Raw genomic sequence first — 14,077 nt, 5'->3', positions numbered from 1 at the left:
AATCAAATGAAAGAAGTCAGAGTCTCTGGATAATGTAGAGGAACATGGGAAGCCGGCTGGCCGCCTTTATCCGGTAAAAATCGTAGAGCATCTCCCTGGAGGGGCTGCCGAATTTCAGGGGGGATAGATAGATGCTTCCCTTGGGTGTGGTCCGGGGCAGGCTTTCCCTGACCAGGTCGAGCATGGCCCGGGTATGGGATTGGGGCAGGCCGGGATCCGTGACAAAATTGCCGGTGATTTCCAGATCCGGATACTTCCGGTTGATGTCCCGGGCCCGGTGAAAAGCTTCTTTTACCTGGCGAACCAAGATCGGTTTGCCCAGCCGGTCCAGGGTTTTCTGGTCTGCGGATTCAAACCCGAGGTTGATACAGGTTTCAAAGGGCAGGCCGTTGAGTTTCTCAAAGAGGTCAGGGGAGGCGTTGAGCAGTCCGTCCACACTGCCGAACATATAGAGCCGGGGCCGGCTCATATAGGCATTCTTGAAATCAAACTCTTTGTAGGCCTTTTGGGCGGCAAAGAGGATAAGGTCTGCCGGGGCGCTCAAGGCGTCGTGCTCCCCCAGGAACAGACTGTTGAAGTTAAGAATATCCCGGCTGTAGAGGTTTCTTAGATCCCGGATCTGGTCCAGGATATCCTGTGGGGTTCGAGGGGAGAAGCTTTTCTTGTTTTTGATCCGGCAGAACCGGCACTTATACAGGCATCCGTCGGCAATGGTCAGGGGGATGACGTCATAATCGGAATGCCGGGCATCGGGCGGAAGCACACTGACCCGGGCCCCCGGGATCCGGAACAGGCTGTCGGCCTTGGCCTCCAAAGCTTCCGGGGTGACTTTTTTTATTGCGGCCATCCATTCCCGGGCCCAGCCGGGCATTCCCGGCAGCCCATGGGGAAGCCTTTCCAGAATGTCCGGCCATTCCGAGCATATCCGGTCCACTTCAGGTTCGGCAAAGGGTTTTCCCCCCAGCAGGGAATTGGTCGGGTAGCTTAGGTTGGGCAGGTAGTACTCCCCGATGGCTTCAAACACACCGGCATACCCCCCGGAGGAATAGTAGATCCAGTCGTTTCCCATGGTGCGTTTGAGCCATTCAGAGGGGTGGAGCCAGGTGTCCCGCCTGGACCGACCATGGGTGATCTCGTGGTTCAGGTTGAACTCGAACTCAACCTCCGGGGTTTGAAGCCTTGAAAACAGGCCGTATTTTACCGGATAGCTGAGTTTGGCGTACTCCCGGGTTCCCCGGCAGTAAAGCTCAATGGATAGATCATTGCTTTTAAATTTTTGGCGGGGGTATTGGGGCAGTTTGTCTGGGGTCATGGGCGGGCAGGGACTCAATCATAATATCCTTCAATGGTGATTTCATATTCATCTGTTGACGGATCTTTGATTTCCCTCAGCTTAACACCGAATATGGACTGCCTGATGATCATGGAGGCCTTTTTCCCTTTAATCACCGTATTTTTCTCGACCATGTTTTTTACTTTAATCACCGGCTCAATAAAAGGGGCTTTTTTCCTCTCATTGAGTGAAAAATAATCTTTCCGGATCAAGAGCGCCTCTAATTTTTTTCTGGCTTCGTCAATTTCAGGCTGTTTCTTCTTTATCTTTCTCAGGAGGAATTTTGATCTGGCCCTGTGTTCACTGGAAAATCTTTCTGTTGAATGGATGGCGGCCCTGTACATCTTGGAAATGTCCTTCAATTCTCCGGCCAGGTATGCCTTTGAATCTTCAGGTCCCAGGTCCCGGATCCGGTTCAATATCATTTTCATATATTCCAGGTCATCATGGGTAGGGAAAGAGACCTTATCCTCTGTTTTGGTTTGGGCCTGCAGGGCCAGGGCCTTGATTTTTTCTTCAACCTGTTCAGGCCCCTGGTCATCCCAGAGTTTGAGGAGATGGTTGATTGCCTCCTGCTGATTTAGATATTCATCCTGGATCTGGATTTTTTCCTGGAGTTTGGCTTTCAGCCCGTCCAGTTCCTCTTCACATTGGAGTTTTTTCAACAAAGCCTTTTGTTCATCGATCCGATTCTCCAGGGCCTCATTCCGGATATCCGGGATGACCCCGATCTGCAGGACGGACGGATTTCCGGGATGGGAATAGACGTTCTTAATGACAATGTCCTGGAGTGCAAAGACCTCGCATGAGGTCAGGTCTGATTTGGGTGCTGTAACCCCTTTGGCGGTGGCTATTTTAGCGTTGGTGATGTGTTTGCTTACAAGGACATTGCCCCCGCTTTGGACCTGGGTCCGGTATCCTGAGGCGCCCCTGCCTTTGCTTTCCATGCCGATGCATCCCTTGACTTCCACATGTCCCGTGGTGGTGACTTTGCCGAGAACATTCCCGGAAACAAATAGGTCATGGCAGGTAATGGTTCCGGTGTTTTCAATGTTTCCCTCAACGTTCAGATTGGCATTGTCATAGGTGTCCTTGGTATCTGATGTGATATGCCCTGAAACGGTTCTGACGGGACGGGTTTGCCCCACAGAGGTGACAAAAAGACTTCTGTTCTTAAACAGGGTCGGTCTGCCGTCCTTGTCGGCCAGAAATTCCAGGTCCTTGCGCACCACTCCTTCCCCACAGCCCAGGGAAAGAAATTTGGGCTCCACAGGGACAATGGGGTGTCCCAGGACATCCTTGCCCGGCTTTCCGAATTCATGGGGGGTGATTCTGGCCAGAACCTCGCCTTTTTTAACAGTGGGAATGCTTTCATCCCCGGTATCAAAGAAAAATTCAACAACCTCATCCCTGGACGGGCTGGGAAGGATTCCCCGGGCCAGCGTAAGACTTGCCCCGGGCTCTGAATCGTTTAAAAAGCCCTCTATCAGTTTGTCATCACACAGGCCGAATTGGATTCCGTTCAATTTCAACCAATTATGAAACAGGGTGAGATCGATTTTTTCAAATGAGACTTTTGTCCGGTGTAAAACAGCCTCCATTTTATTTTCAGACACGTTGAGCCGGAACAGTTCGTTGAGCCGTTTATTTGTTTTTACCTCGGAGGTGTACTGGGAAATGGCCTTCTCAAGGGAGAGTCTTTTGGTTTCAAGTTCTCTTTGTATTTTTAAGATGCCCAGAACTTCATCCCTGGGAATTTTAAAAAGGTCCTGAAAAATTTCACCAAGATACCTTTTTTTCTGTCCGGATCTTTCATCCTGGTTCTGGACGTTCAGGGCCTGGTTCAACTGGTCCACGGAGATCAGTCCTTTTTTTACGGCAATGGCACCAAACCTCATCTTGATGGTCATCTTCTCCATTTCCGAAGTCGCAATATCATTCATGGCCTGTTCCAGAAGGTGATCCTGGACCCGGTCCTGGGTCAGCAGTATCGCTGTTTTGTCGGCCAGGCTGATCTCTTCATTCTCCAGCAGGATATCCCCGATTTTTTTGCTTTCCCGGGTTTTTTGGAAATAGTTGTTTTGAATATCAAGGGCTTTTTCAACGGCTTCGGAATTTACAAATCGGTTGTTTACGCCGATCTCCCCGAATCGTTTATCCAGCATTTTAATCCTGAGATGATCCTTGATGGTAAACAGGAAGTCGATCTCTTCCAAAGAAAGGATCTTTTCTTCCGTGAAGATGTTGGTAACCGGGTAATCGGGGTTTTCCTGGTACTTCTCGATAAGACGGGATAAAATTTCCTGTTCCTGGTCAACAGTGATCAGCCGGCATTTAACAGCCAGTCCAATGAGGTTTTGATTCTCTTTTTTAATGTCAATCCTGGCGGTCATACTTTAGAAACTACCTTAATTATTGTTTAATCGGTTTAAGACAGATGGAATATCCCCTGCTTTCTACCGTTTAATCACAACCCCCCTGCATGCCGGATGAGTTTCACATCCAGATAAATTACGTAAAAATACATGAAAAAAATAGATAATGCAAAGAAACATTGGATGGGAAGCCGGGAACCCTCCCTGAAGTTGACAAAAAACAGGGAGAAACATATTCTTTCCCAGGAAGGATAAAGAATGTTTTTGTCGGGAAAGGCCAAAAGGGGGGAGCGATGAAGGATAAAAATCTTGACCGGATCGGGGTCCATAAGGGAGACATCACCCTGATGGAGGTGGACGCCATTGTCAATGCAGCCAATTCAAGTCTTGTGGGGGGCGGGGGCGTGGACGGGGCCATTCACCGGGCCGCCGGTCCCGGGCTCCTGGAAGAGTGCAGGGGCCTGGGGGAATGCCCCGCCGGGGAAGCCCGGATCACCAGCGGCCACAATCTCAAGGCCAGGTATGTGATCCACACGGTGGGCCCGATTTACAGCAACTCCGCCCAAGATCCTGTTCTGCTGGCCGGCTGCTATGAAAACAGCTTCAGGCTGGCCCTGGAAAAAGAGATCCAGACAATTGCGTTTCCAGCCATCTCCTGCGGGGTCTACGGATATCCCATCGGGGATGCCTGTAAAATTGCCCTGGAGACCACCAGGGATTTTCTGGAAAAGAATGAAGCCCTTGAACAGGTTATTTTTGTGCTCTTTTCCGACCCCTATCTAAAGGTATATGAAAAAGAACTACATGAACTTTATGCCAAGCAATCCTAAGGATAGGGCTGCCGTAAAACAATATGCTGAAATCGTTGAACGAAGCAAAGGATGGAACCTGTTTTGAAAATTTTGTTCCTTGAGCCGTTTTTCGGAGGGTCCCACAAAGATTTCGCCCTGGGGTTCAAGGAATCTTCCGTTCATGAAGTCGATCTTTTGACCCTGCCTCCCCGGTTCTGGAAATGGCGGATGCGGGGGGCCGCCCTCGCCCTTTTAGATCAGATCGGCAACCCTGGCGACTACGATCTGATCTTTGCCACAGATATGCTGGATCTGGCCGACTTTAAGGCCCTGGGCGGGAAAAATCTACCCCCTGTGGTGCTCTATTTCCATGAGAATCAGCTCTCCTACCCCTTGGGCCCCCATGAAAAACGGGACTTTCATCTCGGGTTTACCAATATCATTTCCGCCCATGCCGCAGACGGCCTGCTTTTTAACTCCCAATTTCACCTCAATGATTTTATGAAGGCCGCCCGGCAACTGGTCAAGCAGATGCCGGACTTCAGGCCGGTCCGGGTTCTGGATAAAATTGAGCAAAAGGCCCGGATCCTTTATCCCGGATGCCGGTTTCCGGCGCACATCGGCGGGGCTGCCTCCCTTCCTTCTGAACCGCCTTTGATCGTCTGGAACCATAGGTGGGAGTACGATAAGGATCCCGAGACATTTTTTGCAGCCATTGGAAAACTCAAGCAGGCAGAGATCCCCTTTTCCCTGGCCGTGCTGGGGGAGCAGTACGAAATTGTCCCAAAGGTCTTTGAACAGGCCCGCCAGGAATTCAAAGATGAGATCCTGGCCTGGGGATATGTTGACTCCAGGAAGGAGTATGAATCCTGGCTGGGAAAGGGACGGGTGGTGGTCAGCACGGCCATCCAGGAAAATTTCGGCATATCGGTTATGGAGGCCGTGAGGTTCGGCTGTTTTCCCCTGCTTCCCAAACGCCTCTCCTATCCGGAACTTATCCCGGAGAAATTTCATGGGAAAGTCTTTTACAGATCCGGCGACGATTTTTTTAAAAAATTAAAAGAGTTACTCTTACATCCGGAAGGGCTTGCCCGGGAAGGCCGGGAGTTATCCGATTCTGCCGGCCGGTTCTCCTGGGAAATTATGGGCAGAGAATATGATAAGGCCCTGATTCAATATGCCAATTTAACTTGACACAGCCAATTTAAATCTTTAAAGTCATTCTTTTGCCAAGGAAGTAACGGATTTTATCAGTGCCCACGTTTTGAGCTTTGCAATTCCTAGACATTCCGGACAAAAAACCAAAACCCGTAAAAATAGATCCGCAAAACCCCCAAGGGTGGATTTGCGGGGAGTTATTTTTACAAATTAGATTTTATTTGGAACGATACAATTTGGAAGTATACAATGCAGCTTTCACAACAGCAGATTGATTATTGTATGGAGTGCGGGGTCTGTACGGGGTCCTGTCCCGTGGCCATGGATCTTCCGGGGTTCTCCCCCAGGCAGATGATTAAGCGGAGCATGAAGGATCCGGAAGGAGACATCCTGGACAGCCCGGACATATGGGCCTGTCTCAGCTGCTCCCGCTGTTCGGACCGGTGTCCCGTTGAAATCGATTTTCCCGGATTTATCCGGAGCCTAAGGGCCAGGGCCCAAAAAAGAGGCAACCGCCCGGTCTTGAGTCACCACGGCATGTTCCAGACCCTTACCCGGCTCCAGACCGCCACCACCCGGCAGAACCGGATTCAATGGGCTGAAGAGGCCGGAAAGACAGGCCAGACCGGGGAGTACTTTTATTTTGCGGGCTGTATTGCCTACTATGACGTTGCCTTTCAATACCTTGATCTGAACATGATCGAGACGGCAAAGAACAATTTGAGGCTGCTCAACGCCCTGGGCATTGAACCGGTGGTCAGCAACGACGAATGCTGCTGCGGTCACGATGCCTATTGGAACGGAGACGAAAAGACCCTGGAAACCCTGGCCCGGAAAAACCTTGAAGTCATCCGGGCTTCCGGGGCCAAAACCGTTATATTCGGATGTCCCGAGGGGTATGCCATGTTCAGGGAGGTTTACCCTGACTTCCTGGGTCCCCTCGATTTTGACATCGTCCATATCACCCAATTTTTAGCGGACCGGCTGCCTGACTCCGGCCTGGAGTTCCAAGCCGGAGCCCTGGACCGGGTCACCTTCCAGGATCCCTGCCGTCTGGGCAGGAGATCCGGGATTTATGAAGCCCCGAGACAGGCGATCCAGCAGGTGAGCGGAGTGGAACTTGCCGAGATGGAACACAATAGAGAAAATGCCGTCTGCTGCGGCACCACCGGCTGGATGCAATGTTCTTCCTGTTCCAAGGCCATGCAGATCCAGCGTCTTAAAGAGGCGGAAACCGTTGGGGCCCAGGCCATAATCACGGCCTGTCCCAAATGCCAGATCCATCTGACCTGTGCCCGGAAAAACACAGACCATGACATAAAAATTATCGATCTTGCCTCCTTTTTAACGGACCACCTGGTCCAGGGGCAGGGAGTGAAGACCCATCAGGAGGTTATGAATGGGAAATAAAAAAACAATTCAGGGTTCGGTACTGGTGGTCGGCTCGGGAATTGCCGGAATGCAGGCAGCCCTGGACCTGGCGGATTCGGGATTCCAGGTCCATCTGGTGGAAAAAAAGGCTTCCATCGGCGGGGTCATGGCCCAGCTGGACAAGACCTTTCCCACCAACGACTGTGCCATGTGAGTGATCTCACCCAAACTGGTCGAGGTCGGCCGGCACCTGAACATTCATTTGCACACCCTTTCCCAGGTTGAATCCATAGAGGGTGACCCGGGAAATTTTACCGTTGTTGTCAAACAATCCCCCAGATATGTGGATATGGACAAGTGCATTGCCTGCGGGGAATGCACCAAAAAGTGTCCGGGCAAGGCAGAGGATACCTTTAACGAGGGCCTGGTCAAGCGCAAAGCCATCTATGTGGACTATCCCCAGGCCGTTCCCTTAAAGTACGCCATTGATCCGGAACGCTGCCTGAAGCTGCTCAAGGACAAATGCGGCACCTGTGCCCGGGTCTGTCCCACCGGAGCCATCAATTACGAAGACCGGGAAGAAACAGTCACCCTGAATGTAGGGTCCGTGATCATGGCTGCCGGGTTCCAGCCCTATGACCCCTCCGGCCTGGACAACTACCAGTACAAAGCCTTTCCCAATGTGGTCACCAGCATCGAGTACGAGCGGATCCTCTCGGCCGGCGGTCCCACGGGCGGCCATATCGAGTGTGCTCCGGATAAAAGAGCCCCCAAAAAAATCGCCTGGCTCCAGTGTGTGGGATCCAGGGACCAGAACAAATGCGGAAACGGATACTGCTCATCGGTCTGCTGCATGTATGCGGTCAAGGAAGCCATGATGACCCGGGACCATGTGGAAGGGGAATTCCAGGCATCTGTCTTTCTCATGGACATGAGAACCTATGGCAAGGACTTTGAGAAGTACTATGAGCGGGCCAAGAGCGAAGGGGTCAGGTTTGTGCGATCCCGGATCCATACCATCACGGAAAACGAGGACAAGAGCCTCAACTGTATCTATGTGACCGAAGACGGTCAGAACATCGAAGAGGTCTTTGACATGGTGGTCCTGTCCGTGGGCATGGAAACACCAAAGGATCTGGCCAAGGCCGTGGCAGACATGGGCATCACCCTGGATTCCAACCGGTTTGTGGAGACCAGCAGTTTCTCGCCTGTGGCCTCCAGCAGAAAAGGCATCTACGTATGCGGAGCCCTCCAGGAGCCCAAGGATATCCCCCTCTCGGTCATGGAAGCCTCTGCCGCAGCCTGTGATGCCGGCGCAAGTCTTTCCCCGGCCCGGGGAAGTCTGACCCGGACCAAGACCTATCCCGATGAAAAGGCCGTGGGGGAGGAGCTTCCCCGCATCGGGGTCTTTGTCTGCAATTGCGGCACCAATATCGGCGGGGTCGTGGACGTACCGGCCGTGGCCGAATATGCAAAGGGTCTGCCCCATGTGGCCTACGTGGAAGAGAACATGTTTACCTGTTCCCAGGATACCCAGGACAAGCTCAAGCAGGTGATCGCCGACAACAACCTCAACCGGATCGTCATTGCCGCCTGTACCCCGAGGACCCATGAACCCCTGTTCCAGGAGACCCTGAAGGATGCGGGCCTGAACAAGTATCTGGTTGAGATGGCCAATATCCGGAACCAATGTTCCTGGGTTCACTCCAAGGAGCCTGAGCTGGCCACCCAAAAGTCCAAGGACCTGGTCAGAATTGCCGCGGCCAAGGCCTCCCTCATGAGCCCCCTGGCCCAGCCCGAGGTGGGGATCACCCAGAAGGGCCTGGTCATCGGCGGGGGCGTGGCCGGAATGACCGCAGCCCTGAGCCTGGCAGATCAGGGATTTCACACCTATCTGGTGGAACAGGGGCAGGACCTGGGAGGCCATGCCCTGAACCTGGATCATACCTGGAAGGGTGAGCCCATAGCCGAAAACGTAAAACAAATGGCAGACCAGATAGAGGCCCATGACTCCATTGAGGTGCTGACCCGGTCAATGATCACCCAGACCAGCGGATTCGTGGGCAACTTCAAAACCACAGTCCAGACAGAGGATCCCGGCGGTTCCAGAGAAAAAGTCCTGGACCACGGTGCCGTGATCATTGCCACCGGCGCCAGGGCCAGCCGGCCCGATGAGTACCTCTACGGAACAGACCCCCGGGTCTATACCCACACAGACCTGGACCGGGCCCTGGCCGGCAGGGAGGTTCTTCCGGAAAAGACGGGATCCGCCGTGTTCATCCAGTGCGTGGGATCCAGGGAACCTTCCCGCCCCTATTGCTCCAAGGTCTGCTGCACCCATTCCATAAAGACGGCCATCAAATTAAAAGATGCCAACCCGGATATGGACATCTATATCCTCTACCGGGACATCCGGACATATGGCCAGCGGGAGACCCTGTACCGGGAAGCCCGGGACAAAGGGATTCTGTTCATCCGGTTTGACTTGGCAGAAAAACCCGTGGTCACGGCCGGGGAAGAGGGACTTTCCATCCGGGTCAGGGAGCCGATCCTGGGAATGGATCTGAATATTGAGGCGGATTTCCTGGTTCTGGCCTCGGCCATAGAGGCCCCGGGCAATGAGGATCTGGCCCGGCTGTTCAAGCTGACCCTCAACGATGAGGGATTTTTCATGGAAGCCCATGCCAAGCTTCGGCCCGTGGATTTTTCCACGGACGGGATCTTCCTCTGCGGCATGGCCCACTATCCCAAACCCGTGGAAGAGAGCGTGGCCCAGGCCAAGGCGGCCGCTTCCCGGGCCACCGTGGTTCTGTCCAAGCAGAGCGTCACCGTGGACGGGGTGGTCTCCAGGGTCAATGAGGCCATGTGCCGGGGATGCGGCGCCTGTGAAGAGGCCTGTCCCTTTGGTGCCGTTGAGGTGTTTGAAGATGAAAGGGGCGTGAAGCTGGCCCGGGTTCAGCAGGCCCTGTGCAAGGGATGTGCGGCCTGTTCCTCAGCCTGTCCCACCGGAGCGGCCGGTGTGTACCACTATAACAGCGAAGTCATGGCCATGATAGATGCGGCACTGCCCAATTAATAATGAATAAGTAAGGAAGTTCTGATGAGCGATAATTTTGAACCCCGGATCATCACCTTTGCCTGCAATTGGTGCTCCTACTCGGCAGCAGATCTGGCCGGAGTGAGCCGGTTTCAGTACCCGCCCAATATGAGGATCATACGGGTCATGTGCTCGGGCGGCATCACCCCCAACTATATTCTCAGTGCCTTTGAGAAGGGAGCGGACGGGATCCTGGTCTCGGGCTGACATATCGGAGACTGCCATTACCTGGACGGTAATGTGAAAGCCACCAAGACCTTTGAGATGACCCGGAAATTGATAGAGCTTCTGGGCATTGACACCCAGAGGGTGAGGCTGGAATGGATCTCATCGGCAGAGGGCAATAAATTTGCCGATGTGGCCAATGAGTTTACTCAAAAAATTAAAGAACTGGGCCCGGCAAATATCAAGGCAAGCCCTCAAGTTGCTTAAATAATAGTATAAAGAGAGAATCTGAGCTTGAACGAGAACTTACTCAACAAGGCGCAAGAAAATGTGAACCCGGAGCGTACTCTTGTGCGTGGGGCCCGATCATACGATTGGGTAAATTTTTAAAGCGATCCAGTAGATGGGTGAGTTGTCGTCCAAGCATAGTATAGGAGGTAGATTGTGACTGAAAATATCCTTGTTCTCGGCGGCGGTATTGCCGGGATCCAGTCCTCTTTGGATCTGGCGGAAATGGGATTCAAGGTTCACCTGGTGGAGCGGCTCCCCTCCATTGGCGGGAAAATGGCCCAGTTGGACAAGACCTTTCCCACCAATGACTGTGCCATCTGAATCCTGTCGCCCAAGATGCTGGATGTCGGTCGACATCCCAATATAGAGTTGATGGCTTACAGCGAGCTTGTTGAGCTCAGCGGTAAGGCCGGGGATTTTACGGCAAAGGTTCTGAAGAAGGCCAGATATGTGGATGCGGACAAGTGCACGGGCTGTGGTGCCTGCACCGAGGTCTGCCCCACCCCTGTGCCGGACCTCTACAATGAAGGCCATGCAGAAAGAAAGGCCATCTATTCCTGGTTTGCCCAGGGCATCCCCTCCACCCATGCCATTGACCCGGACCACTGCCGGATCCTGACAGGCAAGAAGTGCGGGATCTGTGCCAAGAAATGCGAGGCCAAGGCCATTAATTTTGACCAGACCGAAGAGCAGGTGGAGCTGAACGTGGCAGCGGTTGTGCTGGCAACGGGGTATGATATTTTCGACCCGGTCCGGATGCCGGAGTACAGATACGCCCAGCTGGACAATGTGATCACGGCCATGGAATTTGAGCGGTTTCTCTCTGCCTCGGGCCCCACGGAAGGGCATATCTACCGGCCTTCGGACCGGAAGCTCAAAGCGGAAAAAGCGGATATGGACAAGAAAATGGCCAAGCTGACCAAGACCCTGAACCGGTTTGAGAAAAAACACGGGATGAGTTCTGCTGATTTTTTACAGGGGCTGGCCGATAAATCCCTGGCTGAAAAGGACGACCTGGCCAAAGATTCGAAAAGCTGGGCTTCCAAAGCCCGGGATTACCAGGCCATGGACAACCAGTTCAAGGCCCTGGAGAAAAAGGTGGGCGCCGTAACCACGGCCAAGAAGCTGGCCTTTATCCAGTGCGTGGGATCCAGGGACTTACGCTTCTATCCTTTCTGCTCCGGGTATTGCTGCATGCATTCCATCAAGGAGGCCATCATTGCCCATGAGCATGATAACGACACGGAATCGGTCATCTTCGGCATGGATATCCGGGCCGTGGGCAAGGGGTTTGAGGAGTACAAGATCCGGGGGGGCAATTCCTCAAGGATCGCCTATAAACGGTCCCGGGTGGCTGAGATCACAAAAGGGGAAAATGAGTCTCCGGTCCTGATCTACGAGGACACCCATCTCCAGAAGGTGGTCAGGGAAAGCTATGACCTGGTGGTTCTGGCCACGGCCTGCGCTCCGGTCAAAAATACGGACAGGGTGGCCCAGACCCTGGGGGTTGAGCTGGACGCATTCGGATTCTTCAAGACCGATCCTGCCCAGCCCCTGGATACCACCCGGGAGGGAATCTTTGTCTGCGGCTGTGCCCACAGTCCCATGGATATCCCGGAATCCGTGGCCCAGGCAAGCTCTGCCGCTGCCCGGGCCGCCCAGACCGTGATGAAACATAAATCCCGGAAGGCGTCATAAGGGGGACCGCCGCAATGATCAAAGAGAATTTAAAATCCTATGAAGAACCCCGCATCGGGGTGTTTGTCTGTGACTGCGGATCCAATATCGCCGGCCACCTGGACTGCTCCGATGTGACCGAGTATGCCTCAACCCTGCCCCATGTGGTCTATGCCAAGGAAAACCTGTATACCTGTTCGGAATCCGGGATCGTGGAGATCAAGAAAGCCATCACGGAACAGAACCTGAACCGGGTTCTGGTGGCCTCCTGTTCTCCCAGAACCCATCATCCCCTGTTTTCCAGTTCCTGTGCAGAAGCCGGCCTTAATCCCTATCTGTTTGAAATGGTCAATATCCGGGACCAGTGTTCCTGGGTTCACATGGGCAAAAGAGAGGATGCCACTGAAAAGGCCAAATACCTGATCCGCATGGGCGTGGCCAAGGCCGCCGGTCTGGAGCCCCAGGAGGAAATCGAATCCTCCCTGATCCGGAAGATTCTGGTGATCGGAGGCGGCGTGGCAGGGCTTTCCGCGGCCCAGGCCCTGGCAGATATGGAACTGGATGTCATTCTGGTGGAAAAGAGCGGGAACTTCGGGGGACTGCTTCAATCCGTGGGGACCCTGGATACCGGGGAAACGGCCCGGGACTTCCTGGACAGGATCATTCAGGATGTAAAATCCCGTTCCAATATCACCTGCCATACCGGAGCCCGGGTAAAATCCACAGGAGGGTACATCGGCAACTATGAGGTGAAATTAGAGACAGACCAGGGCGAAATCACCGAGAAAATCGGATCCATGGTGGTGGCAACCGGGGCGGTTCCCCTGATTCCGGAAGGGATTTTCGGGTATGGTGATCCCGGCGTGATCTCTCTTATGGAACTGGAACAGAACCTGAAGAACAACTCTCTGGACCAGGCCGGATTCAAGGGAAGGCGCATGGTCTTTATTCAGTGCGCCGGGGCCAGGACCGAGAAAAAGGAGTACTGCTCCAGGATCTGCTGCATGACCGCCGTGAAAAACGCCATGGCCGTCAAGGAGAAATATCCCCTGGCCGATGTCCGGGTGCTCTATCGGGACATGCAGATGTACGGCACCCATAAGGAGCAGATGCTCTGGGATGCCCGGGGAAAGGGAGTGAGATTTGATGTCTATTCCCCTGAGAATCCACCCAGGGTTGAAAACGGGAAGGTCTCTTTTTTCCAGGCTGTGACCGGGGAAACCCTTGAGCTGGATACGGATCTGGTGGTTTTGTCCACACCGCTGGTGCCCCGGAAAGATGCCGGGCAGCTGGCCAATATGCTTAGGGTGCCCACGGACCAGAACGGATTTTTTCTGGAAGCCCATGCCAAGCTCAGACCCCTGGATTTTGCAGCAGACGGCATCTTTGTCGCCGGCTCGGGCCGGTATCCGGCCACGTCCACGGAGGCCCGGACCCAGGGAATCGGTGTGGCGGCAAGGGTGGCGGCCATCCTGTTCAAGGAAAAACTGGTCAAAAGCGCCATCGTGGCCCAGATCAACCCGGACTCCTGTGTCGGCTGTCTTGCCTGCCTGCCCATGTGTCCCTACGGGGCCATTTCCTTTAACCGGGAAAAACGGATCTGTGAGGTCAATGAGATCCTGTGCAAGGGCTGCGGCAACTGTGCTGCCACCTGTCCCTCCCACTCGGCCCAGCTGAGGGGGTATAAGCCGGAGCAACTGCTGGCACAGATAGGGGCCGCCTAGGATGTTTGGACGAGAATACACCCATCTGCGGCGTTGCTGCAGAATTTTAAGATCCTCACGTACTTTTCGTAAGCTCCGGTCTTAAAATTCTTTGC

The 14,077-nt window shown here is 53.6% G+C and carries 10 protein-coding genes; 8 read left to right on the top strand and 2 right to left on the bottom strand.

The features are described 5' to 3' along the window. Positions 1-16 precede the first annotated feature (16 nt). On the bottom strand, positions 17-1,330 hold the full coding sequence (locus tag F608_RS0104770; protein WP_022664476.1) for a radical SAM protein: 1,314 nt from the start codon (positions 1,328-1,330) through the stop codon (positions 17-19). Beyond that, on the bottom strand, positions 1,327-3,726 hold the full coding sequence (locus F608_RS0104765) for a flagellar assembly protein A (RefSeq protein ID WP_022664475.1): 2,400 nt from the start codon (positions 3,724-3,726) through the stop codon (positions 1,327-1,329). Before F608_RS0104765 ends, F608_RS0104770 begins: the two co-directional genes overlap by 4 nt. A gap of 275 nt (positions 3,727-4,001) precedes the next feature. Here F608_RS0104765 and F608_RS0104755 point away from each other — a divergent pair, with 275 nt between their 5' ends. The 8 genes from F608_RS0104755 (at position 4,002) to F608_RS0104715 (ending at position 13,982) form a co-directional block, all read left to right on the top strand. After that, a complete protein-coding gene (locus tag F608_RS0104755) occupies positions 4,002-4,538 on the top strand; it encodes an O-acetyl-ADP-ribose deacetylase (RefSeq protein ID WP_022664473.1) in 537 nt (178 codons plus the stop codon). Between the two features lie 63 nt (positions 4,539-4,601). Further along, positions 4,602-5,693 (top strand): tRNA-queuosine alpha-mannosyltransferase domain-containing protein, encoded by a 1,092-nt coding sequence (locus F608_RS0104750; protein WP_022664472.1) that lies wholly within the window; start codon positions 4,602-4,604, stop codon positions 5,691-5,693. Positions 5,694-5,906: 213 nt separating this feature from the next. Continuing rightward, a complete protein-coding gene (locus F608_RS30750; RefSeq protein ID WP_022664471.1) occupies positions 5,907-7,067 on the top strand; it encodes a (Fe-S)-binding protein in 1,161 nt (386 codons plus the stop codon). Beyond that, a complete protein-coding gene (locus tag F608_RS0104735) occupies positions 7,057-10,104 on the top strand; it encodes an FAD-dependent oxidoreductase (protein WP_153307447.1) in 3,048 nt (1,015 codons plus the stop codon). Before F608_RS30750 ends, F608_RS0104735 begins: the two co-directional genes overlap by 11 nt. Before the next feature lie 24 nt (positions 10,105-10,128). Beyond that, entirely contained in the window at positions 10,129-10,557 is a 429-nt protein-coding gene (locus F608_RS36455) for a hydrogenase iron-sulfur subunit (RefSeq protein ID WP_161626818.1), read from the top strand. A 177-nt stretch (positions 10,558-10,734) separates the two neighbouring features. Further along, entirely contained in the window at positions 10,735-10,902 is a 168-nt protein-coding gene (locus tag F608_RS0104725; RefSeq protein ID WP_022664468.1) for an FAD-dependent oxidoreductase, read from the top strand. A gap of 51 nt (positions 10,903-10,953) precedes the next feature. Further along, on the top strand, positions 10,954-12,279 hold the full coding sequence (locus F608_RS0104720) for a 4Fe-4S binding protein (protein WP_161626817.1): 1,326 nt from the start codon (positions 10,954-10,956) through the stop codon (positions 12,277-12,279). Between the two features lie 14 nt (positions 12,280-12,293). Beyond that, the gene (locus tag F608_RS0104715) at positions 12,294-13,982 is read left to right on the top strand and encodes a CoB--CoM heterodisulfide reductase iron-sulfur subunit A family protein (protein WP_051148493.1); all 1,689 of its coding nucleotides are present in this window, start codon (positions 12,294-12,296) and stop codon (positions 13,980-13,982) included. Positions 13,983-14,077: the final 95 nt, after the last annotated feature.

It is taken from the genome of Desulfospira joergensenii DSM 10085 (assembly GCF_000420085.1).
GTDB classification, from domain to species: domain Bacteria; phylum Desulfobacterota; class Desulfobacteria; order Desulfobacterales; family Desulfobacteraceae; genus Desulfospira; species Desulfospira joergensenii.
Note: the sequence above shows the minus strand (reverse complement) of the source record. Positions and strands in the feature narration are given on the sequence as shown.